The organism is Streptomyces sp. NBC_01283, from assembly GCF_041435335.1.
Lineage (GTDB): Bacteria > Actinomycetota > Actinomycetes > Streptomycetales > Streptomycetaceae > Streptomyces.
This window is the reverse complement of the sequence record NZ_CP108430.1, coordinates 1,950,189-1,972,932: the sequence shown is the minus strand read 5'-3', so window position 1 is coordinate 1,972,932 and position 22,744 is coordinate 1,950,189. Positions and strand designations below refer to the sequence as shown.

Annotated in this window: 16 protein-coding genes; 11 read left to right on the top strand and 5 right to left on the bottom strand. The window is 69.7% G+C overall.

The window, feature by feature from the left end; translation table 11 throughout:
- The first annotated feature begins 6 nt into the window (after positions 1–6).
- From OG302_RS08975 to OG302_RS08930, 10 genes are all read left to right on the top strand, one after another.
- The gene (locus OG302_RS08975; RefSeq protein WP_371526277.1) at positions 7–2,538 is read left to right on the top strand and encodes a PQQ-dependent sugar dehydrogenase; all 2,532 of its coding nucleotides are present in this window, start codon (positions 7–9) and stop codon (positions 2,536–2,538) included.
- Between the two features lie 18 nt (positions 2,539–2,556).
- Positions 2,557–3,918: a ThuA domain-containing protein gene (locus tag OG302_RS08970; protein WP_371526276.1), complete on the top strand. Its 1,362-nt coding sequence runs from the start codon at positions 2,557–2,559 to the stop codon at positions 3,916–3,918.
- Between the two features lie 108 nt (positions 3,919–4,026).
- Complete coding sequence (locus OG302_RS08965) at positions 4,027–5,187, top strand: inositol-3-phosphate synthase (RefSeq protein ID WP_371526275.1); 1,161 nt, start codon at positions 4,027–4,029, stop codon at positions 5,185–5,187.
- An 89-nt stretch (positions 5,188–5,276) separates the two neighbouring features.
- The gene (locus OG302_RS08960) at positions 5,277–6,881 is read left to right on the top strand and encodes a UbiA family prenyltransferase (protein WP_371526274.1); all 1,605 of its coding nucleotides are present in this window, start codon (positions 5,277–5,279) and stop codon (positions 6,879–6,881) included.
- Between the two features lie 194 nt (positions 6,882–7,075).
- On the top strand, positions 7,076–7,918 hold the full coding sequence (locus OG302_RS08955; RefSeq protein WP_371750066.1) for a sugar phosphate isomerase/epimerase family protein: 843 nt from the start codon (positions 7,076–7,078) through the stop codon (positions 7,916–7,918).
- Entirely contained in the window at positions 7,915–8,598 is a 684-nt protein-coding gene (locus tag OG302_RS08950) for an EboA domain-containing protein (protein ID WP_371526273.1), read from the top strand. The genes OG302_RS08955 and OG302_RS08950 overlap by 4 nt, the downstream gene beginning before the upstream one ends.
- A complete protein-coding gene (locus OG302_RS08945; RefSeq protein WP_371526272.1) occupies positions 8,598–9,446 on the top strand; it encodes a TatD family hydrolase in 849 nt (282 codons plus the stop codon). The genes OG302_RS08950 and OG302_RS08945 overlap by 1 nt, the downstream gene beginning before the upstream one ends.
- Before the next feature lie 3 nt (positions 9,447–9,449).
- Entirely contained in the window at positions 9,450–10,619 is a 1,170-nt protein-coding gene (gene eboE, locus OG302_RS08940; RefSeq protein WP_371526271.1) for a metabolite traffic protein EboE, read from the top strand.
- Positions 10,616–12,007, top strand: coding sequence for an alkaline phosphatase family protein (locus tag OG302_RS08935; protein ID WP_371526270.1), 1,392 nt, complete (start codon positions 10,616–10,618; stop codon positions 12,005–12,007). The genes eboE and OG302_RS08935 overlap by 4 nt, the downstream gene beginning before the upstream one ends.
- 156 nt (positions 12,008–12,163) lie before the next feature.
- Entirely contained in the window at positions 12,164–13,324 is a 1,161-nt protein-coding gene (locus OG302_RS08930; protein WP_371526269.1) for a sugar phosphate isomerase/epimerase family protein, read from the top strand.
- Between the two features lie 93 nt (positions 13,325–13,417).
- On the opposite strand, the gene OG302_RS08925 is transcribed toward OG302_RS08930, so the two are convergent.
- From OG302_RS08925 to OG302_RS08905, 5 genes are all read right to left on the bottom strand, one after another.
- Positions 13,418–14,791, bottom strand: coding sequence for an OFA family MFS transporter (locus OG302_RS08925; protein WP_371526268.1), 1,374 nt, complete (start codon positions 14,789–14,791; stop codon positions 13,418–13,420).
- A complete protein-coding gene (locus tag OG302_RS08920; protein ID WP_371526267.1) occupies positions 14,791–16,179 on the bottom strand; it encodes an OFA family MFS transporter in 1,389 nt (462 codons plus the stop codon). Before OG302_RS08920 ends, OG302_RS08925 begins: the two co-directional genes overlap by 1 nt.
- A gap of 125 nt (positions 16,180–16,304) precedes the next feature.
- Positions 16,305–18,449: an acetate--CoA ligase family protein gene (locus OG302_RS08915; protein WP_371526266.1), complete on the bottom strand. Its 2,145-nt coding sequence runs from the start codon at positions 18,447–18,449 to the stop codon at positions 16,305–16,307.
- Positions 18,450–18,452: 3 nt separating this feature from the next.
- Complete coding sequence (gene frc / locus OG302_RS08910) at positions 18,453–19,685, bottom strand: formyl-CoA transferase (RefSeq protein WP_371526265.1); 1,233 nt, start codon at positions 19,683–19,685, stop codon at positions 18,453–18,455.
- 12 nt (positions 19,686–19,697) lie between these two features.
- Complete coding sequence (locus tag OG302_RS08905; protein ID WP_371526264.1) at positions 19,698–21,392, bottom strand: thiamine pyrophosphate-binding protein; 1,695 nt, start codon at positions 21,390–21,392, stop codon at positions 19,698–19,700.
- Between the two features lie 201 nt (positions 21,393–21,593).
- On the opposite strand from OG302_RS08905, the gene sucC reads away from it, so the two are divergent.
- A complete protein-coding gene (gene sucC / locus OG302_RS08900) occupies positions 21,594–22,733 on the top strand; it encodes an ADP-forming succinate--CoA ligase subunit beta (RefSeq protein ID WP_371526263.1) in 1,140 nt (379 codons plus the stop codon).
- Positions 22,734–22,744: the final 11 nt, after the last annotated feature.

The window sequence follows — 22,744 nt, the reverse complement described above, 5'->3', positions numbered from 1 at the left end:
AACCCCGTGCACAGGAAACGCCTCAGAGTCCTCAAGACCCGCAGACTCCGTAAGACCCGCGGACTCCGCAAGACCCTCGCGCTCTTCACCGGCACCCTGCTGGCCGGCGCCACCCTCAGCCTCACCGCCCCCACCGCGAACGCCGCCGACCCGGAGGCCGTCCGCGCCGCCCGGGCCCAGGCGGACAAGGCGGCCACCGGCAAGGCCGCCGCGGCCGAGGACTTCCAGCAAGTCACCCTCGCCAAGGGCGAGACCGAGACGGGCGAGCCCATGACACTCGCCGTCCTGCCCGACCGCTCCGTCCTGCACACCTCACGCGACGGCACGCTCCGCCTGACGGACGCGGCGGGCAACACCAAGATCGCGGGCAAGATACCGGTCTACTCGCACGACGAAGAGGGACTCCAAGGCGTCGGCCTCGACCCGAAGTTCAGCGAGAACCGCGCGATCTACCTCTACTACGCGCCCCCGCTCGACACCCCGGCGGGCGACGCCCCGGAGACCGGCACGGCCGAGGACTTCAAGAAGTTCGACGGCGTCAACCGCCTCTCCCGCTTCGTCCTGAAGACCGACGGGACCCTGGACAACGCCAGCGAGAAGAAGGTCCTCGACGTCCCCGCGAGCCGCGGCATCTGCTGCCACGTCGGCGGCGACATCGACTTCGACAAGAACGGCAACCTCTACCTCTCGACGGGCGACGACTCCAACCCCTTCGCCTCCGACGGCTTCTCGCCGCTGGACGAGCGCGCGGACCGCAACCCCGCCTTCGACGCCCGCCGCAGCGCCGGCAACAGCAACGACCTGCGCGGCAAGATCCTGCGCATCAAGGTCGCCGACGACGGCTCGTACACCGTCCCGGAGGGCAACCTCTTCGCCCCGGGCACGGACAAGACCCGCCCCGAGATCTACGCGATGGGCTTCCGCAACCCCTTCCGCATGAGCGTCGACAAGCCCACCGGCACGGTGTACGTCGGTGACTACGGCCCCGACGCGGGTGCCGCCGACCCCAAGCGCGGCCCCGCGGGCCAGGTCGAGTTCGCCCGCGTGACCAAGCCGGGCAACTTCGGCTGGCCGTACTGCACCGGCAAGAACGACGCGTACATCGACTACGACTTCGCCACGCAGACCTCGGGCGCCGCCTTCGACTGCGCCGCACCGAAGAACGACTCCGTGCGCAACACCGGCCTCACCGATCTGCCGGCCGCGCAGGAAGCCTGGATCCCCTACGACGGCGGCTCCGTCCCCGAGTTCGGCTCCGGCTCCGAGTCCCCCATGGCAGGACCCGTCTACCGCTACGACGCGGCGAACACCTCCCCGGTGAAGTTCCCGGAGGCGTACGACGGCGACTTCTTCGCCGGTGAGTTCGGACGGCGCTGGATCAAGCGCATCGAGCAGGGCGCGGACGGCACGGTCTCGAAGATCAACCCGTTCCCCTGGACGGGCACGCAGATCATGGACATGGAGTTCGGCCCCGACGGCGCGCTGTACGTCCTCGACTACGGCACGGCCTGGTTCGGCGGAGACGAGAACTCCGGTCTCTTCCGCATCGAGAACGCCACGGACGGCCACTCACCGGTCGCCGAGGCGAGCGCCTCCGTGACCAGCGGCCAGGCCCCGCTCAAGACCAAGTTCACCGCGAAGGCCACCGACGCCGACGGCGGCACGCTGACCTACGCGTGGGACTTCGGCGACGGCGGCAAGTCGACCCAGCAGAACCCCTCGTACACGTACAAGAAGAACGGCGTCTACACCGCGACCGTGACCGTCAAGGACTCCACCGGGCGCACCGGTTCGGCCAGCGCGCACATCACCGTCGGCAACACCGCGCCCAAGGTGACCCTGGAACTCCCCGGTGACGGACAGATGTTCACCTTCGGCGACAAGGTGCCCTTCAAGGTGACGGTGACCGACAAGGAAGACGGCCCGATCGACTGCACCAAGGTCAAGGTCACCCACATCCTCGGCCATGACAGCCACGGCCACCCGGTCACCTCGGCCAACGGCTGCGAAGGCACCATCCAGACGTCGGCGGACGGCGAGCACGACCCGAACGCCAACATCTTCGGGGTCTTCGACGCCGAGTACACCGACAAGGGTGCCAACGGCCAGCCCGCGCTGACCACCCACGACCAGAACGTCGTCCAGCCCAAGCACCGCCAGGGCGAGCACTACAACGACTCCAAGGGCGTCTCCGTGGTGAACCACACCCCGGCGCACGGCGGAAAGACGGTCGGCGACATCAACAACGGCGACTGGGTCTCCTTCAAGCCCTACATCCTCGGCAACGCCACCAAGCTGACCGCGCGCGTCGCGTCGGCCGGCGCGGGTGGCACGCTCGAGGTCCGCAGCGGGTCGGCCACCGGCAGGCTCCTGGGCAAGGCCAAGGTCGCACCCACCGGCGGGTGGGAGACGTACGCCGACGTGAGCACCACCATCACCAAGGCACCCACGAAGACGACGACGCTCTTCCTGGTCTTCAAGGGCACGGGCACCGGAGCCCTGTACGACGTCGACGACTTCACCTTCACCACGAGCTGAGGAAGGGGCCACCCCACCATGCGGGCATCCGCACGCATCACCCTTGCCACCGCGACGGCCGCCCTGCTCATCGGCTGCGTATCGGGCCCCGCGGCCTCCGAACCGGAGAGCAAGCAGGCGGGTGAGAAGGTCCTGGTCTTCTCCAAGACCGCGGGCTTCAGGCACGACTCCATCCCCGAAGGCATCGCGGCCATCAAGGAACTCGGCGCGGCCAACGGATTCACGGTCGACGCCACCGAGGACGCCAAAGCCTTCACGGCCAAGAACCTCGCGCGGTACGACGCCGTGATCTGGCTCTCCACCACCGGTGACGTCCTCGACGGCAAACAGCAGGCCGCCTTCGAGGGCTACATCAAGAAGGGCGGCGGGTACGTGGGCGTGCACGCCGCCGCCGACACCGAGTACGACTGGCCCTTCTACGGCGGGCTCGCGGGCGCGTACTTCCAGTCGCACCCCGCGATCCAGCCCGCGAAGGTGCGGGTCGAGGACCACGGGCACCCGTCCACCGCGCATCTGCCGGGGGTCTGGGACCGGACCGACGAGTGGTACAACTACCGCTCCAACCCCCGGGACCGCGCCCACGTCCTCGCCTCGCTCGACGAGTCGTCCTACACCGGCGGCTCGATGTCGGGCGACCATCCCATCGCCTGGTGCCAGGACTACCAGGGGGGCCGCTCCTTCTACACGGGCAGCGGTCACACCAAGGAGTCGTTCGCCGATCCCGCGTACCGCACGCATCTGCTCGGCGGGATCCGCTGGGCGACAGGTGCGGTGCAGGCCGACTGCCGTCCTGAGAAGGGCTACACACCGCTCTTCGACGGTACGGCGAAGTCCCTGGAGGCCTGGAAGCAGGCGGGCCCCGGCTCCTTCGAACTCAACGAGGGCGACGGGACCCTGAAGACCGTCGGCGGCATGGGCATGCTCTGGTACGGGGCGAAGGAGCTCGGCTCCTACTCCCTCAAGCTGGACTGGCGCATGGACGGCGACGACAACTCGGGGATCTTTGTGGGCTTCCCGGCCTCCGACGACCCCTGGTCGGCCGTGAACAACGGCTATGAGATCCAGATCGACGCCACCGACGTCCCGGAGAAGACCACGGGCTCCGTCTACGGCTTCAAGTCCGCCGACCTGAAGAAGCGCGACAAGGCGCTGAACGGGCCGGGGGAGTGGAACACGTACGAGCTCCGGGTCGAGGGCGAACGCCTTCGGATCTATCTCAACGGAGTGAAGATCAACGACTTCACCAACACGGATCCGGCGAGGAGCCTCAAGGACGGTCACATCGGCATCCAGAACCACGGTGCCGACGACCAGGTCTCCTTCCGCGACATCCGGGTGAAGGACCTGCCGGCCGACGCCGCCACCGGCGTGGGCCGCTAGACGGCGGCGGGCGGAGGACGCCGGACCTCCGCCCGCCGTCTCATCCCGTCCGCCGTCTCTCTTCTCCCTTCCCCCGCGCGTTCGCCGCGTGTACGACAGGAGGCAGCCGTGCCCAATCCTTCTCCTACTGGTTCTTCTGACACATCGGGTGGCGGCCTCACGGGGGTGTGGCTGATCGGGGCGCGTGGTTCGGTCGCCACGACGGCTGTCGCGGGGTGCGCGGCCGTGACGGCCGGACTGCACCCGCCGACCGGCATGGTCACGGAGACCCCGCCGTTCACGGACAGCGGTCTGCCAACGTTGTCGTCGCTCGTCTTCGGCGGCCACGACACCGCGGAGTGCCCGCTGCCCAAACGCGCGGAACACCTGGCCGCCGGGGGCGTGCTCCCGCACGGCCTCCCGTCGGCGGTGGCGGCGGAACTCGCCGCGGCGGACGCGGAGATCCGCATGGGCGGGCCGCGCGGCGGGGACTCCGACGGCCGGACCGACGAGGAACTCATCGAGTCCTTCGCCGCCGACCTCCGCGACTTCGTACGCCGCAGGGGGCTCGCCCGTGCGGTGGTGGTGAACGTCGCGTCGACGGAACCGGTGCCGGGGGACGGCGAGGACAGGCTGCCCGCAAGCTCCCTCTACGCGGCGGCAGCGCTGCGGGCCGGCTGTCCGTATGTGAACTTCACCCCGTCGGCGGGCCTGCACCACCCGGCGCTCGCTGCTTCGGCCGCCTCGTCCGGGCTCCCGTTCGCGGGCCGGGACGGCAAGACGGGCCAGACGCTCCTGCGCTCCGTCCTCGGCCCGATGTTCGCCCAGCGCGCGCTGGCCGTCCGCGCCTGGTCCGGCACGAACCTCCTGGGCGGCGGCGACGGCGCGGCCCTCGCGGACCCGGCCGCCGCGGCGGCGAAGAACGCGGGCAAGGAACGAGTGCTTGCCGACACGCTGGGCTCCGCCCCGGAGGGCGAGGTCCACATCGACGACGTCCCGTCGCTCGGCGACTGGAAGACCGCCTGGGACCACATCGCGTTCGACGGTTTCCTCGGCGCGCGGATGGTCCTGCAGACGACGTGGCAGGGCTGTGACTCGGCCCTTGCGGCCCCGCTGATCCTGGACCTGGCGAGGCTGGTGGCCCGCTCCCACGAACTCGGCATCTCCGGCCCGCTGGGCGAGCTGGGCTTCTACTTCAAGGACCCGGACGACGGCTCGTCATCGGCCTTGGCCGAGCAGTACGAGGCACTGATGGGCTTTGCTTCGCGGCTGCGGGAGGCTTCGGTATGAGGAGGGCGGAGGGGGCGAGTGGGGCTTCCGAGGCGGCTGGGTTTGGGGCTGGTGAGCGGGAGGGCTCGCGGGGTGGACGGCTGGGTGGTGTGAGTGAGGCTGCGCGGGGACTGCGTCTTGTCGGCGGTGGTGATGCTTCGTACAGCCGTGGGAGCGGGGCGGGCGTCGGCCGTGCGGCCCCTCGCGGTGGGCTCCGCCTGGGCGCTGCTCGTGACTGGGCCGAACTCCTGCGGGTCTCCGCCCTGTTCACCGTTCCCGGCGACGCTCTCGCCGGCGCGGCGGCGACAGGGCTTCGCCCCAACCGTCGCACCCTCCTCGCCATAGCCGCCTCGCTCTCCCTCTACGAAGCGGGCATGGCCCTCAACGACTGGGCGGACCGCGAGGAGGACGCGATCGAACGCCCCCACCGCCCGCTGCCCTCCGGGCGCATTGCCCCGCCGGTTGCCCTGGGCGCGGCAGCGGCTCTGACGGCAGGGGGTCTTGCCCTGGCCGCCGGCGCGGGCCGCCCCGCCCTGACGGTGGCGAGCGGCCTGGCGGCCACGGTGTGGGCGTACGACCTGGGCCTGAAACACACTCCGGCGGGCCCGGCGGCCATGGCCACGGCCCGTGCCCTGGACCTGCTGCTGGGGGCGGCGGCTACTTCGGTGGGGGCTGCCTCGGTGGGGGCTTCGGCTGCTGGGCATCGGCGGCAGCCGGCGGGGCGGTTCGGGGTGGGCGTCCGGGCGGGGGAGAGGCGCTCAAGGCCGTTGGCGAGGCTTGCGGCAGGGCTCTCCGGGCGGGGGCGGGGGCGTGGGAGTGGGCGTGGGTTGGGGTTCGGGTTCGGGCCTGAGGTCGGGGCTGGTTCCGATCCTGGGCTCGGTCATGCTTCCGGCCCTGGTCATGATCTCGTTCACGTGCCCGACGCAGGTCCCGACCCTGGCCCTGGTCCCGGCCTCCGCGCGGCAGGACCCGCCGCCCTTGTCCTGGGCGCCCACACCCTCGCGGTGACCGCGGTCTCGCGCCGCGAGGCACAGGGCGGCTCCACGGCGGTACCCCTGGCCGCCCTCGCCGCGACAGCCGCGCTCGCACAACTGCTGGCCCGAAGGGGTGGCGCTGCGGCTCGCGTGGACGGGGGCCGCGGCGACGGCGGCGGCACACGAAAGGGCACTGGCGCTGGCTCCGGCAGGTGTGACCTTGTCGGCACCGGCATAGGCGCCGCACCCGACACCGGCGTCGGCACCTCCACGGCTATCACCACCAGCACCAGCACCAATACCCGCGCCAGCACCCACCCCCCTCAACTCCCGGTAGGCCGCGGCGAAGCAGCCACCCGCGGTCTGCCGGGCTTCACCTCGGGGGAGCTGACGGGGGCCCGCCTGGTGGGCCGGACGGCGGGCCGGGTCCGGCGTACCGGCGGTGTGCCGGGAGGCCCCGCCTCGGGGCGTACCGGCGCTGCCTGGCGGACCGGCACCCGCGGTGCTGTCCAGGCCGCGCTCGCCGCCACCTACGCGGCCACCGCCGCCCGGCCCCTTTTCCACGCGGCGCTCAACCCGTCACCCCAGCTCACCCAGCGGGCAGTGGGCGGCGGCATCCGAGCCATGATCCCGCTCCAGGCCACACTCTCCGCCCGCACGGGCGCCCTGGGCCCCGCCCTGCTGACCGTGGCTCTGGCACCGGCGGCCCGCAAGTTCGGCCGGAAGGTGAGCGTCACGTGACGGGGACGACAGGGACGACGGGGACGACGGGGACGACGGGGACGACGGACGGGCCGAACACCCCACAGCCGCACGTGCAAGCGCAAGCGCGGGCGCAGGCGCAGTCAACCGCACGGAGCGCAAGCCCCACCACCCCGGCGGCTTCGTCCCCGGCGGCTTCGTCCCCGTTCCGCTTCGGGTACGGCACCAACGGCCTGACCGACCTCCGGCTCGACGACGCTCTGGGCCTCCTCGCCGACCTCGGTTACGCGGGCGTCGGGCTCACCCTCGACCACATGCACCTGGACCCCCTCGCCCCCGACCTCGCCGCCCGCACCCGGCACGTGGCCCGCAGGCTGGAAAGCCTCGGTCTGACGGTGACGATCGAGACCGGCGCCCGCTACGTGCTCGACCCGCGCCGCAAGCACGGCCCGTCGCTCCTGGACCCCGACCCGGACGCACGCGCCGCCCGCGTCCGCCTGCTGCTCAGGGCTGTCCAGGTCGCCTCCGACCTGGGCGCCCACGCTGTGCACTGCTTCAGCGGCATCACCCCGGAAGGCACCTCCGACGAAACCGCCTGGCAGCGGCTCGCCGAAGCCCTCGGCCCCGTACTTGACGCCTCGTTCGGCGCCGCCGTGCCCCTGGCCATCGAACCCGAGCCCGGCCACCTCCTCTCCACCCTCGCCGACTTCCACCAGCTCCGTCACGAACTGGGCGACCCACAGTCCCTGGGCCTCACCCTCGACATCGGCCACTGCCAGTGCCTCGAACCGCGGTCTCCCGCCGACTGCGTACGCGCCGCCGCCCCCTGGCTGCGGCACGTGCAGATCGAGGACATGCGCCGCGGCGTCCACGAACACCTCCCGTTCGGTGACGGAGAGATCGACTTCCCGCCCGTCCTCGAGGCCCTGGCCTCCACCGGCTACCAGGGCCTCACCGTCGTCGAACTGCCCCGCCACTCCCACGCGGGCCCCCAACTCGCCTCCCGGTCCATCGAGTTCCTGCACAAGGCCGCCGCCGAGGCGATCCGCACCCCCGCCGGAGGAGGAACCCCGTGACCGAAGCCCCCGTCATCGACGACCTCCGCACCCGCCTCGAAGCCGCCCTCGGCGGGGCCGCCCGCGCCTGGCTCGACCAGGCCACCGCGGAGGCCGCCGCCCACCCCGGGCGACCGGAGCAAAAGGGCACCCCCGTCTGGGAGTTGCGCTTCGCCGAAGCCGGGCGACGCTGCGGCCAGGACCACGCCGACGCTGCCCGCGTACTCCTCCTGCACGCGGCCGAAGCGGACCCGGCCACCCTCGCCCGCGTCTACGGACAAGGCACCGCGGCCGAGCGCCGCGCCGTCCTGCGGGCCCTGCCCCATCTGGTCCAGGGCCCGCAGGCGCTGCCCCTGGTCGAGGACGCCCTGCGTACCAACGACACCCGGCTCGTCGCCGCCGCCGTAGGCCCGTACGCCGCCCGGCACCTCGCCCCGCACGACTGGCGCCACGCGGTGCTCAAGTGCCTGTTCACCGGTGTCCCCGTGGAGGCCGTCGCCGAACTGGAACGCCGCGCCGGTGCCGACGCCGAGCTCGCCCGCATGCTCGGCGACTACGCGGGCGAACGCACCGCCGCCGGGCGCACCGTCCCCAGCGATCTGCACCGCGTCCTGGCCCTGACCGCTCCTACGGCCCCCTCGGCCGCCGGAGCGCCCTCGGCCCCCGCGACCCCTTCCACCGGCGAGGAGCAGGAGTCCTGATGCGCATTTTCGACCCCCACATCCACATGACGTCCCGTACGACCGACGACTACGAAGCCATGTACGCCGCAGGCGTCCGTGCCGTCGTCGAGCCCGCGTTCTGGCTGGGCCAGCCCCGCACCTCACCCGCCTCCTTCTTCGACTACTTCGACTCCCTCCTGGGCTGGGAGCCCTTCCGCGCCGCCCAGTACGGCATCGCCCACCACTGCACGATCGCCCTCAACCCCAAAGAGGCGAACGACCCCCGCTGCACCCCGGTCCTCGACGAGCTGCCCCGGTATCTCATGAAGGACAACGTCGTCGCCGTCGGTGAGATCGGCTATGACTCCATGACCCCGGCCGAGGACGCCGCGCTCACTGCCCAGCTGCAGCTCGCCGCCGACCACGAGCTGCCCGCGCTCGTCCACACCCCGCACCGCGACAAGCTCGCCGGTCTGCGCCGCACCATCGACGTCATCCGGGAATCCGCGCTGCCCCTGGACCGCGTCCTCATCGACCACCTGAACGAGACCACGGTCAAGGAAGCCAAGGACAGCGGCTGCTGGCTCGGGTTCTCCGTCTATCCCGACACCAAGATGGACGAGGACCGGATGGTGGCCATCCTGCGTGACCACGGGCCCGAGCGGGTCCTGGTCAACTCGGCCGCCGACTGGGGCAGGAGTGACCCCCTGAAGACCCGCAAGGTCGCCGACGCCATGCTCAAGGACGGATTCAGCGAGGACGACGTCGACCTGGTGCTGTGGCGCAACCCTGTCGCCTTCTACGGACTCAGCGGCCGCCTCGCCCTCGACGTCACGGACACCGAAGCCACCCACGAGGGCAACTCCATCCTCCGCGGCGGGGCGTGAGCCATGCGCTTCCGGCACCCCGACGGCAGCGTCGTCCACCTCGCGTACTGCACCAACGTCCACCCCGCCGAAACCCTCGACGGCGTCCTCGCGCAACTCCGCGACCACTGCGAACCCGTACGCAAACGGCTCGGCAGGGACCGCCTGGGCATCGGCCTGTGGCTCGCCAAGGACGCCGCGCACGCCCTGGTCACCGACCCGGCGGCGCTGCGCGGCCTGCGCACCGAACTCGACCGGCGCGGCCTCGAGGTCGTCACCCTCAACGGCTTCCCGTACGAAGGCTTCGGCGCCGAAGAGGTCAAGTACCGCGTCTACAAGCCGGACTGGACCGACCCCGAGCGCCTCTCCCACACGACCGACCTGGCCCGGCTGCTGGCCGCCCTGCTCCCGGACGACGTCACCGAAGGCACCATCTCCACCCTTCCCCTCGCCTGGCGCACCCCCTTCGACACCACTCACGCCGAGGCCGCCCGCGCCGCTCTCACCGCGCTCGCCCAACGCCTGGACGCCCTCGCGGAGCTGACCGGCAAGTCGATCCGCATCGGCCTCGAACCGGAACCGGGCTGCACCGTGGAGACCACGGGCGACGCGATCGCCCCCCTCACCGCGATCGGCCACGACCGCATCGGCGTCTGCGTCGACACCTGTCACCTCGCCACCTCCTTCGAGGACCCGCAGACCGCCCTCGACGCCCTCGCCGCCGCGGGCATCCCCGTCGTCAAGTCCCAGCTCTCCGCCGCCCTGCACGCCGAACACCCCCATCTCCCCGGAGTCCGCGAGGCCCTCGCCGCCTTCGACGAACCCCGCTTCCTGCACCAGACCCGCACCCGCACCGCGGCCGGACTGCGCGGCACCGACGACCTCGGCGAATCCCTCGCCGGCGACGCCCTGCCCGAAAGCGCACCCTGGCGCGCCCACTTCCACGTCCCCCTGCACGCCGCTCCCGCGCCGCCCCTCACCTCCACCCTCCCCGTACTCAAGGACACCCTCGCCCACCTGGTCGGCGGGCCCGAACCCCGCACCCGCCACCTCGAGGTCGAGACCTACACCTGGCAGGCGCTGCCGCCCGCACTGCGCCCCCGCTCCCGTCCCCAGCTCGCCGACGGAATCGCCGCCGAACTCACCCTCGCCCGCGATCTCCTGACGGACCTCGGCCTGAAGGAACTGCCATGACCGCACCCGAATCTGGCCCCACTCCTCTCCTCGTCCTGGACGTCGTCGGCCTCACCCCCCGTCTCCTCGACCACATGCCGCACCTCAAGTCCCTGGGCCAGTCCGGCTCCCGGGCCCCCCTGGGCACGGTCCTGCCCGCCGTCACCTGCGCGGCCCAGTCCACCTTCCTCACCGGCACCACCCCCGCCGAGCACGGCATCGTCGGCAACGGCTGGTACTTCCGCGAGCTCGGCGACGTACTCCTGTGGCGCCAGCACAACGGCCTCGTCGCCGGCGACAAGCTGTGGGACGCCGCCCGCCGCGCGCACCCCGGCTACACCGTCGCCAACATCTGCTGGTGGTACGCCATGGGCGCCGACACCGACATCACCATCACCCCCCGTCCCGTCTACTACGCCGACGGCCGCAAGGAACCCGACTGCTACACCCGGCCCCCGGCCCTGCACGACGAACTCACCGAGAAACTCGGCACGTTCCCCCTCTTCCACTTCTGGGGCCCCGGCGCCGACATCGTGTCGAGCCGCTGGATCGTGGACGCCACACGCCACATCATCAGCACCCGCCACCCCGACCTGGCCCTTTGCTACCTCCCTCACCTCGACTACGACCTGCAGCGCTTCGGCCCCGACGACCCGCGCTCCCACCAGGCCGCCGCCGAACTCGACGCGACCATCGCCCCTCTCCTCGACGAGGCGAAGGACGAGGGCCGCACCGTCGTCGCCCTGTCCGAGTACGGCATCACCCGCGTCGACCGCCCCATCGACATCAACCGCGCCCTGCGCCGCGCGGGCCTGCTCGAAGTGCACACCCAGGACGGCATGGAGTACCTCGACCCGATGACGTCCCGCGCCTTCGCCGTCGCGGACCACCAGATAGCCCACATCTACGTGCGCAGGCCCGAGGACCTCGAAGTCACCCGCCAGGCGCTCGCCGACGTGCCCGGCATCGAGCAACTCCTCGACGACGAAGGCAAGAAGGCCCACCACCTGGATCACCCGCGCTCCGGCGAACTCGTCGCCGTCGCGGAGCCGGACGCCTGGTTCACGTACTACTACTGGCTCGACGACGACCGCGCGCCCGACTTCGCGCAGCTCGTCGAGATCCACCGCAAACCCGGCTACGACCCCGTCGAGCTCTTCATGGACCCCCTGGACCCCTATGTGAAGGTCAAGGCGGCCAAGGCCCTGGCCCGCAAGAAGCTCGGCATGCGCTACCGCATGGCGGTCGTGCCCCTCGACCCGTCACCTATTCGCGGCAGCCACGGCCGCCTTCCCACGAGCGACGACGACGGTCCGCTCATCATCAGCTCCACCCCCCATGCGTTTCCCGACAGGATCGCGGCCACCGCCGTGAAATCCCTCCTGCTCGACCTGGCCGGCCTGGGCTGAGGCACACCTCGCCCCACCAACAGCCCGAACAGGATCAGTTACACAGAGTGAAGCACGCGTCACTGACAACGCGCCAGTGGCGTCCGCCCGCACGTCGAAAAGCCCATGTCAAAGCCCACGTCAAAAGCCCACGTCCAAGAGCCCAGGAGAGCACCCGTGACCGACTTCCACGACACTCCCGCCGACGAGGCACTCAGACAGCGTCTCGGCATCAACCGCCGCCGCTTCCTCAGCACCTGCACCGCCGTCGGCGCGGGCGCGATCGCCGCGCCTGTGTTCGGCGCGGCACCATCCTTCGCCCAGCCGCAGCCGACGGGCGGCCATGGCCACGGCCACGGTCACGACCTGGTCCCGGCGAAGAAGCGCGGAATCATCCTCTACACGGTGCGTGACGCGACCGGCCGTGACCCGCTCGCCAGCACCCTGCCCTCCGGTTTCCGTGAGGTGTTCAAGGAACTGGCCCGCTACGGCTACAAGCAGGTCGAGTTCGCGGGCTACGGCCAGCACGCCAACGCCCCCGGCGGCGCCGGCCTGGAGTCCGTCGAGGGCGCCAAGCTGCTGCGCTCCTGGCTCGACGAGTACGGCCTGCGCGCCCAGGGCAACCACGGCTTCATACCGGGGTCATGGCCGCTCTCGCAGCCCGACCTCGACACGTTCAAGAAGCACCTGGAGATCGCCAACATCCTCGGCATGGACCACATGGGCACCGGTGGCGACCCCACCAACAGCTCGTACAAGGCCGACTGGGACGTCGCCGCCGACAAGTGGAACGCCATGGGCGCCATCGCGCGCAAGGCCGGCATCAAGCTCTACACCCACAACCACGACGCGGCGTACGGCTTCCTGCTCGACGGGGGGCCGCTCGACGCGCAGGGCCGCCCGACCCGCAGCTCCGGCATCCGCAAGCTGGAGTACTTCCTCAAGGCCACCGACCCGCGGACGGTCTGGCTGGAGATGGACATCTACTGGGCGCACGTCGCGCAGTACAAGTTCCACACGTACACGGCGCACGACGGCTCCCAGCGGAAGAAGGTCTTCGACCCGGCCGCGCTCGTCAGCCGCAACAACAAGCGCTACCCGCTGTTCCACGCCAAGGACGGCACCCGCAACGACACCAGCGGTGAGGGCTACGACATGGTGGCCTTCGGTGAGGGCGTCATCGACTACCGCACCTTCTTCAGCCGGGTCGGCGAGAAGAACTACCACAACCCCATGGTCGAGCAGGACAACGCGCCCAGCGGCACCGACCTCGGCCAGTCCCTGAAGCTCGCGAAGGTCGGCTACGACAACCTGGCGGCCCTCCGCAAGAAGCGCTGACACAGTCGGGAGAAGAGGCTCGGGAAACGCCCGCACACACAGCTCTCGCCGCGCGCAAGCCGCGCGGCGAGAGCTGTGTGTGCGTCACGGGGGTCAAGCGGGCGCAGGCGCCCGCTCACGCCCCGGCTGGCGGAGCAGCAGTGCGACGGCCGCCGCCAGCATCGAGATGCCGCCCGCGAGCGCGTACGCGCCGTTGTAGCCCCACGCGGCCACCACCATCGAGCCGAGGCCGCCGCCGAACAGGCCGCTGATCAGCTTGCCGCTGTAGACGAGCCCGTAGTTGGTGGCGTTGTAGTTCTCGCCGAAGTAGTCCGGGGTCAGTGCCGCGAACATCGGATAGAACGCACCGCCGCCGAATCCGGAGAGGAACGCGAAGACCAGGAACAGCCATTCGCTGTGGATGTCGCCCGCCCAGATCACTCCGAACTGGGAGAGCCCGAGGACCAGGATCACGAATATCAGGGTCGCCTTGCGGCCCCAGATGTCGGAGAGCCAGCCGACCACCCCGCGTCCGATGCCGTTGATGACGGCCATGAGCCCCATCGACGTCGCGGCGACCAGCGGCCCGAAGCCCACCTCCTTGGCGAAGTCCACCTGGAAGGAGATCCCGAAGATGGACACACCCGCGGTCATGACGAGGGTGAACCACATCAGGGGCAGCATGCCCGTCCTGATGGCCTCCTTCGGCGTGTACTGACGTACCGCGGGCGGGTTCTTGGCGAGGCTCGCCGCGTCCTTGGAAGCGCCCGACTTCTCCAACGGGTCGACTTCGGAGGGCCACCAGTTCTTCGGCGGGTCCTTGAAGAAGAAGGCGCAGGCCAGCACGACGACCAGGATGTACGCGCCGATCAGGTCGAGGACGCGATGGTAATTACCCGTGTCGAAGGCGTAGTTGAAGATGAAGATGAACGGCAGTGAGCCGTAGGCGAATCCGCCGTTGACGAATCCCGTCTTGGCGCCGCGGCGTTCCGGGAACCACTTGGCGACCATATTGATGCAGGTCGCGTAGACGAAGCCGGAGCCCACGCCGCCGATGACGCCGAACCCGATGATCGCGAGCCATACGTTGTTCAGGTGCGAGAGGGCGAGGAATCCGATCAGGCACATGAACGACCCGATGAACATGGCGTTGCGCGCCGTGAGGATGCCTCGTTCGCGCATCCATCCGGCCGGGAACGCTATGCCCGCCTGGAAGAAGACCCAGACACTCAGAATCCAGAAGGTGTTGGACTGCGTCCAGCCGTGGGCGTGGGACAGGGTGTCCTCCGCCGAGCCGAACGCGTACTCGAAGACGCTGATGGCCATCATCGCGATCCACGGCAGGTACACCATGATCTTGCGGGAGTGGCCGAGGATGTCCCGGTCCGTCTCGCCCACGCGATAGACGCGGCCGTGCTCGTCGGTGATCTCGCGATACGGGGTGCCGGCCGGCACCTTGTTGCTTGCGGCGATGGGCTCCGCCGTCATCAGGCCATCTCCTCACCGAGGGGTTGCGGATTGGGTTTGATGCCTTTGTCCTTGGGCCTTCCCGGTTGGGAAAGGAAGAGCGCGATGAATCCCGCGAACAGGGAAATCGAGCCGGCCAGCGTGAAGGCGCCGGTGTGTCCCCAGTTGTGCACCACGATGGCGCCCATACCGGAGCCGAGAAGCCCGGAGACCAGCTTGGAGCTGTAGACCAGGCCGTAATTGGACGCGTTGTTGTTCTCGCCGAAGTAGTCCGCCGTCATCGCCGCGAACATCGGGAAGATGGCGCCTCCTCCGAATCCGGAGATGCTGGAGAAGATCAGGAACAGCGGGAGGTTCTTGATGTCCGCGGCCCACAGGATTCCGTACTGGGAAAGGCCGAGGACGATACAGACGAAGATCAGGCAGCGTTTGCGTCCGTAGAGGTCCGAGAGCCAGCCGATGACACCTCGGCCCGTGCCGTTGACGATGGCCTTCAAGGACATCGCGGTGGCGACGATTCCACCGGCGAATCCGGCTTCCTTCCCGATGTCCACCTGGAAGGCGATGCCGAAGATGTTCACGCCCGATGTGCACAGCAGGCAGAACCACATCAGCGCGACCCGCCCGGTCTGCCACGCCTCCTTCGGCGTGTACTGGTGCACGGCCGGCGGGTTCATCGCCAGCGCGCGCCTGGCCCGTGGGTCGCTCGGCGGCCGCAGCGGGTCCACGTCGGCCGGCCACCAGTTCTTCGGCGGGTCCCGGAAGAAGTAACCGGCCACGGCGACCATCGCCGCCAGGAGGAGGCCGACGCTCACGAGCACCCAGCGGAAGTTCGTCAGATCCATGAAGCCGGTGAAGATGAACACGAACGGCACCGAACCGTAGGCGAATCCGCCGTTGACGAATCCGGTCTTTCCGCCCTTCCGTTCGGGATACCACTTGCCGACCATGTTCACGCAGGTCGCATACACCATTCCGGCGCCCATACCGCTGAACATGCCGAAGCCGATGAAGGCGACGACGACATGGGGCGCGAACGCCAGTGACAGATATCCCAGCAGCGTGCCGACAGCGCCGCACATCATCGCCCAGCGTGCCGGAAGTTTCCCGCTCTCACGGAGTTTGCCCGCCGGGAAGGCCACGGCGGCCTGGAAGAAGACCCAGACCCCCAGCATCCAGAAAATGGCGGTGTCGCCCCAGGCGTGCGCCTCGCGCAGGGTGTCCTCGGCCGACGCGAACGCGTACTCCGCCGAACTGATTCCCATCATGCCGACCCACGGCAGGATGACCATCCACTTGCGCTTGCGGCCCATGATGTCGACGTCGGTCTCGCCGACCCGGAACATCCGGCCGTTGGAGTCCTTCACCTCCCTGTAGGGGACGGCTGTGGGTATGTCTGTTGTCGTCATGTCGCTCTAGCACCCCTTGCGTCGAAAAGATCCTGGCCAGCGCCCCCTGTCCAATTCCTTTCGTGTGCGCACGGGTCCCGGGGCCGGCCGACGCGCACCGCCGGCCGGCCCCCACACCGGTCACCTCATGGACCGCCCCCCAACAGGCCGGCAGCCCGGGCCCACCGGTACTTCGCACCGAGGGCTGCCACCGGCTTCTCCGTCGTGTACGGGTACGCCACGACGCCCCGCTCGAAGAGGTACTGGCAGGCCTCCTCGACCTCGACGTCGCCCGCAAGGGAGGCGACGACGGGCTTCTCGATGCCGCGCTCACGGAACTCCGCGATCACGCGGGCCGTCAGTTCGGCGAAGACCATGGGCGGGGTGACGATGGTGTGCCAGTAGCCCAGGACGAGCGCGTGGATGCGCGGATCCTCCAGGCCGAGCCTGATGGTCGCCTCGTACGTCGACGGGGGCTCGCCTCCGGTGATGTCGACGGGGTTGCCCGCCGCCCCGAAGGGCGGGATGAATGCCCGGAAGGACGCGTCCAGGTCGTCGGGGATCTCCATGAGCCGCAGCCCGTTGTCGGTCACCGCGTCGGAGAGCAGCACACCGGAGCCGCCCGCACCCGTGATGATCACGATGTTGTCGCCCTGCGGGGTGGGAAGCACCGGCAACGCGCGCGCGTACTCCAGCATCTCGTTGAGTCCGGGGGCCCTGATGACGCCCGCCTGCCTGAGGATGTCGTCGTACACGGCGTCGTCGCCCGCCAGGGCGCCCGTATGCGATCCGGCGGCCTTCGCCCCGGCGGCCGTACGTCCGGCCTTCAGGACCACGACCGGCTTCTTCGGGACGGTCGCCTTCGCGGCCTCCACGAAGGCGCGGCCGTCCTTGAGGTCCTCCAGGTGCATGGCGATGCACTTGGTGTTGGGGTCCTCGCCGAACCACGTGAGGAGGTCGTCCTCGTCCAGGTCGGACTTGTTGCCGAGCCCGACGATCGCCGAAACGCCCGTCTTCGTAGTGCGCGCGAAACCCAGGATGGCCATCCCGATGCCACCGGACTGGCTCGTCAGGGCGACCCCGCCCTTGACGTCGTACGGCGTGCAGAACGTGGCGCACAGGTTCTGCCACGTCGAGTAGTAGCCGTAGATGTTCGGCCCGAGAAGGCGCACCCCGTGCCGCTCGCCGATCTCCACGATCTCGTCCTGGAGCGCCTGTTCACCGGTCTCGGCGAACCCGGAAGGGATGAGGACCGCGTTGGGGATGCCCTTGCGGCCCACCTCCTCCAAGGCCGACGCCACGAACTTGGCGGGGATCGCGAAGACCGCCACATCCACCTCACCGGGAACGTCCGTGACACTCTTGTACGCCTTGCGGCCCAAGATGTCATCGGCCTTGGGGTTCACCGGATGGATCTCTCCGGAGAAGCCGCCGTCGATGAGGTTGCGCATCACGGAGTTGCCGATCTTGCCCTGCTCGTTGGAGGCGCCGACCACGGCGACCGAGCGGGGCTCCATCAGCCGCCGCATCGACGTGAGCATCTCCTCGCGCGTGTAGGTACGGCGCTTCTTCGGAGCCCCTTCGGCGAGGATGACGCGGATGTCCGCGGCGATCGCGCCCTCCGGAGTGGCGATCACCGGGTTGAGGTCCACCTCGGCGATCTCCGGGAAGTCGGTGACCAGTCGGGACACCCGGCGTATCTGCTCGGCCACCGCCCACCGGTCCACCGCGGGCGCGCCCCGTACGCCGCGCAGCACCTCGGCGGCACGGATCGAGTCGAGCATCGATGCGGCCTCGTCAGCGTCTACCGGCGCGAGGCGGAACGTGACGTCCTTGAGGACCTCGACGAGTACGCCGCCAAGCCCGAAGGCGACGACCTTCCCGAACGTCGGGTCGGTCACCGCCCCGACGATCACTTCCTGGCCGGAGGGCAGCAGCTCCTGCACCTGCACGCCCTCGATACGTGCCTCCGGAGCGTACGCACGCGCGTTCTTGACGATCTCGCAGAAGGCGGCCCGCACGTCGGTGGCGCCCTGCACCCCGACGATGACACCGCCGGCATCGGTCTTGTGCAGGATGTCGGGGGAGACGATCTTCATGACGACGGGGCCGTCGAAGCGGGCCGCGTGCGCGACCGCCTCGTCCACGTCCGTCGCCAGCTCCTCGCCGGGCACGGCGATCCCGTACGCGTCCGCGAGGATCTTTCCCTCCGGCGCCGTCAGGGACGTCCGCCCCTCCGCGCGTACCGAGTCGAGGAGCGCCCGCACCGTCAGTGCGCGGTCTTCGGCCATCAATCAGATCACTCCGTTCGACTTGAGCAGACGCAGTTCCTCGTCACCTAGGCCGAGCTCACCGACGAAGACCTCCGCGTTGTGCTCGCCCAGGAGCGGCGAACTGACCACGTTCACAGGGGAGTCCGACAGCTTCAGCGGGGAGCCGACCGTGGTGAAGGAGCCGCGCTGCGGATGCGCGACCTCCACGACCATCTCGTTCGCGGCCAGCGAGGCGTCCTCGATGATCTCCTTGGTGGAGAGGATCGGGCCGCAGGGGATGTTGTGGGCGTTGAGCCGCTCCAGGACCTCCCACTTGGGGAGCGTGGAGGACCATTCCTCGATCAGCGGGAACATCTTGCCGAGCTTGGGGAGCCGCGACTCCGGAGTGGCCCACTCGGGGTCCTCGGCGAGCTCGGGACGCCCGATGAGCTCGGTGAGGGGCTGCCAGCCGACGGGCTGCACGATGACGTACACGTAGTCGTTCGGTCCGCCCGGCGCGCACTTGACGGCCCAGCCGGGCTGTCCGCCGCCGCTCGCGTTGCCCGAGCGCGGCACCTCGTCACCGAAGTCCTCGTTCGGGTACTCGGCGAGCGGCCCGTGCGCCAGGCGCTGCTGGTCGCGCAGCTTGACCCGGCACAGGTTGAGCACCGCGTGCTGCATGGCCACGTTCACGCGCTGTCCGCGGCCGGTGTTCTCCCTCTGGAAGAGGGCGGCCAGAATGCCGGCTACGGCGTGGATGCCGGTCCCGGAGTCACCGATCTGGGCACCCGTGGCGAGCGGCGGCCCGTCCTCGAAGCCGGTGGTCGACATGGAGCCGCCCATGGCCTGTGCCACCACTTCGTAGGCCTTGAAGTTCGTGTAGGGGCCCTCTCCGAAGCCCTTGATCGAGGCGTAGACGATGCGTGGGTTGATCTCCTGGATGCGCTCCCAGGTGAAGCCCATCCGGTCCACGGCGCCCGGGCCGAAGTTCTCGACCATCACGTCAGAGCGCCGGATCAGCTCCGTGAGGAGCTCCTTGCCGCGCTCGGTCTTGGTGTTGAGGGTGATGCTCCGCTTGTTGCAGTTGAGCATCGTGAAGTAGAGCGAGTCGACGTCCGGGAGATCACGCAGCTGCTTGCGCGTGATGTCCCCGGAGGGCGCCTCCAGCTTCACCACGTCCGCGCCCAGCCACGCGAGGAGCTGCGTGGCGGAGGGCCCGGACTGGACGTGTGTCATGTCGAGGACGCGTACGCCCTCAAGAGCCTTGGTCGTCATCGCGCGGGCTCCTCACTTGTACATGGTCTGGTTCATGGTTCCGGGGGCGTACGCGTCCGGATCGACCCATACGTTGATCAGCGAGGGCTTGCCGGACTCGCGCGCCCGCCGCAGCGCCGGGCCGATGTCGGCGGGGTCGCGGACCTCTTCGCCGTAGCCGCCGAGCATCTGGGCGAACTTGTCGTAGTGGACGTCGCCGAGGGTGTTGCCGATGCGTTCGCGCTCCTCGCCGTACTTGGCCTTCTGGCCGTAACGGATCTGGTTCATCGAGGAGTTGTTGCCGACGATCCCGACGAAGGGCAGGTGGTAGCGGACGAGCGTCTCGAAGTCCCACCCGGTCAGCGAGAAGGCGCCGTCTCCGAAGAGGGCCACCACCTCCTTGTCGGGCCGTGCCTGCTTGGCGGCGAGCGCGAAGGGGATGCCGACGCCGAGCGTGCCGAGCGGTCCCGGATCCATCCAGTGGCCGGGCGACTTGGGCTGCACGACCTGCCCGGAGAAGGTGACGATGTCGCCGCCGTCGCCGATGTAGATGGAGTCTTCGGTAAGGAAGTCGTTGATTTCGCTGACGAGGCGGTAGGGGTGGATCGGTGAGGCGTCGGACCTGAGGCTCGGCAGCCGCTTTTCGATGGCCGTCTGCTCGGCGGCGCGCAGTTCGTCGAGCCACTCCTTGCGCTTGGACGCGCCTCCGTTGAGACGTCCGGAGGCGGCCTCGGTGACCGACTTCAGGATGAGGCCGGCGTCGCCGACGATGCCCAGGTCGATGTCCCTGTTCTTGCCGACGGTGCGGTAGTCGAGGTCGATCTGCACGACCGTCGCGTCAGGGGAGAGCCGCTTCCCGTAGCCCATGCGGAAGTCGAAGGGCGTCCCCACGATGACGATGAGGTCGGCGTTGGAGAACGCGTACCGCCGCGAGAGCTGGAAGTGGTGCGGGTCTCCGGGCGGCAGGGTGCCGCGCCCCGCGCCGTTCATGTAGGCGGGCACGTTCAGGGTCCGCACGAGCTCGATGGCGGACGCCGTTCCCCGTGTCGTCCACACCTGGCTGCCGAGCAGGATCGCGGGCTTCTCGGCGTGCACGAGCAGGTCGGCGAGCTTCTCGATGGCCTCTGGATCGCCCACCGAGCGGGTGGAGGCGCGATAGTGCCCGGCCTGCGGCACCCGGGCCTTCTCCACCGGCACCTTGGCGTCGAGCACATCGCGGGGTATCTCCAGGAAGGACGGTCCTGGAGCGCCGTGGAAGCACTCACGGAAGGCCATGGACACCATGTCGGCCGCCCGCGCCGTGTCCGGCACGGTCGCGGCGAACTTGGTGATCGGCGTCATCATGTCGACGTGCGGAAGGTCCTGGAGTGACCCCATCTTGTGCTGGGTGTGTGCTCCCTGGCCGCCGATCAGCAGCATGGGGGACTCCGCGCGGAAGGCGTTCGCGACGCCCGTGACGGCGTCCGTGGTTCCCGGTCCCGCCGTTACCACGGCGCATCCCGGCTTTCCGGTGAGGCGTGCGTAGCCGTCGGCCGCGTGGGCGGCGACCTGCTCGTGGCGTACGTCGACGACATCGATCCCCTCGTCGACGCAGCCGTCGTAGATGTCGATGATGTGGCCGCCGCACAGGGTGTAGATGACCTCCACACCCTCTGCTTTGAGTGCCTTGGCGACCAGATGCCCACCGGAGATGTGGGTTTGGTTCGTGTCGCTGCTGCCGTCGGGCATGGCGAAGTCCTGTCCCTTCGTAGGGGAGTTGGAGCGCTCACAGGCTGCTCGTAGGTGCTCTCGCGGTAGATTGCATACAGTCGACGAATACTGTATGAAGCTTGTTATCCCGCATCCGGTGAGTGGTGTCCAGGGGGCGTGCGTCACTTTTCGGGGGCCCGGGGGTCGCTCCCCGGATCGACACAGCGGTGAGGAGCCGGAATGGACCTGTTCGAGCACCAGGCAAGGGAACTCTTCGAAGAACACGGCATCTTGGTGCCGCAGGCAGAGGTCGCCGACACGGCGAAGGAGGCACGCGCGGGCGCCGAGCGCCTGGGCGGCCGCGTCGTCGTCAAGGCGCAGGTGAAGACAGGCGGACGCGGCAAGGCGGGCGGTGTGAAGGTCGCCGCGGACCCGGCCGCGGCCGAGATCACCGCACGCCGGATCCTCGGCATGGACATCAAGGGCCACACCGTGCACAAGGTGATGCTGGCCCAACCCGTCGAGATCGACCGCGAGTTCTACGTCTCCTACGTACTGGACCGCACGGCCGGGTGCTTCCTCGCGATCGCGTCCGCCGAGGGCGGCATGGAGATCGAGGAGGTGGCGGCGAGCCGCCCGGAGGCCGTCGCGCGCGTGGAGATCGACCCGGCGGCGGGAGTGGACGAGGAGAAGGCGGCGGAGATCGCCGCGGCGGCGGGGCTACCCGAAGCTACCGCCGACGTACTGGTCAAGCTGTGGCAGGTACTGGTCCGCGAGGACGCGCTCCTCGTCGAGGTGAACCCCCTGGTCCGTACCGCCCAGGGGGAGATCCTCGCCCTCGACGGCAAGGTCACCCTGGACGACAACGCCCGCTTCCGCCAGGCACGCTGGGGCGCCGACGACTCCGACCACGACGACCCCCTGGAGTCGGCGGCCGCGTCCAAGGGCCTCAACTACGTCAAGCTCGACGGCGAGGTCGGCATCATCGGCAACGGCGCGGGCCTCGTCATGTCCACCCTCGACGTCGTCGCGGGCTGCGGGGCGCGCCCCGCGAACTTCCTCGACATCGGAGGCGGCGCCTCCGCCCAGATCATGGCCGACGGCCTCTCCGTCATCCTCTCCGACCCCGCCGTGAAGTCCGTCTTCGTCAACGTCTTCGGCGGCATCACGGCCTGCGACGCCGTCGCCGACGGCATCGTCCAGGCCCTGGAATCCGTCCAGTTGACCAAGCCGCTCGTCGTCCGCCTCGACGGCAACAACGCCGTACGGGGCCGCGCCATCCTCGACGAACGCGCTCACCCCCTGGTCCAGCAGGCCACCACCATGGACGGCGCCGCACGCCGGGCCGCGGAACTCGCCGGTCACACCAACGCAGCCTAAGGAGCCGGGAC

Coding starts and splice junctions, on each gene's coding strand:
- OG302_RS08935 (WP_371526270.1), top strand. CDS start 10,616: ATGACCGCACCCGAATCTGGCCCCACTCCTCTCCTCGTCCTGGACGTC.
- OG302_RS08905 (WP_371526264.1), bottom strand. CDS start 21,392: ATGCCCGACGGCAGCAGCGACACGAACCAAACCCACATCTCCGGTGGG.
- OG302_RS08925 (WP_371526268.1), bottom strand. CDS start 14,791: ATGACGGCGGAGCCCATCGCCGCAAGCAACAAGGTGCCGGCCGGCACC.
- eboE (WP_371526271.1), top strand. CDS start 9,450: ATGCGCTTCCGGCACCCCGACGGCAGCGTCGTCCACCTCGCGTACTGC.
- OG302_RS08915 (WP_371526266.1), bottom strand. CDS start 18,449: ATGGCCGAAGACCGCGCACTGACGGTGCGGGCGCTCCTCGACTCGGTA.
- OG302_RS08920 (WP_371526267.1), bottom strand. CDS start 16,179: ATGACGACAACAGACATACCCACAGCCGTCCCCTACAGGGAGGTGAAG.
- OG302_RS08945 (WP_371526272.1), top strand. CDS start 8,598: ATGCGCATTTTCGACCCCCACATCCACATGACGTCCCGTACGACCGAC.
- frc (WP_371526265.1), bottom strand. CDS start 19,685: ATGACGACCAAGGCTCTTGAGGGCGTACGCGTCCTCGACATGACACAC.
- sucC (WP_371526263.1), top strand. CDS start 21,594: ATGGACCTGTTCGAGCACCAGGCAAGGGAACTCTTCGAAGAACACGGC.
- OG302_RS08970 (WP_371526276.1), top strand. CDS start 2,557: ATGCGGGCATCCGCACGCATCACCCTTGCCACCGCGACGGCCGCCCTG.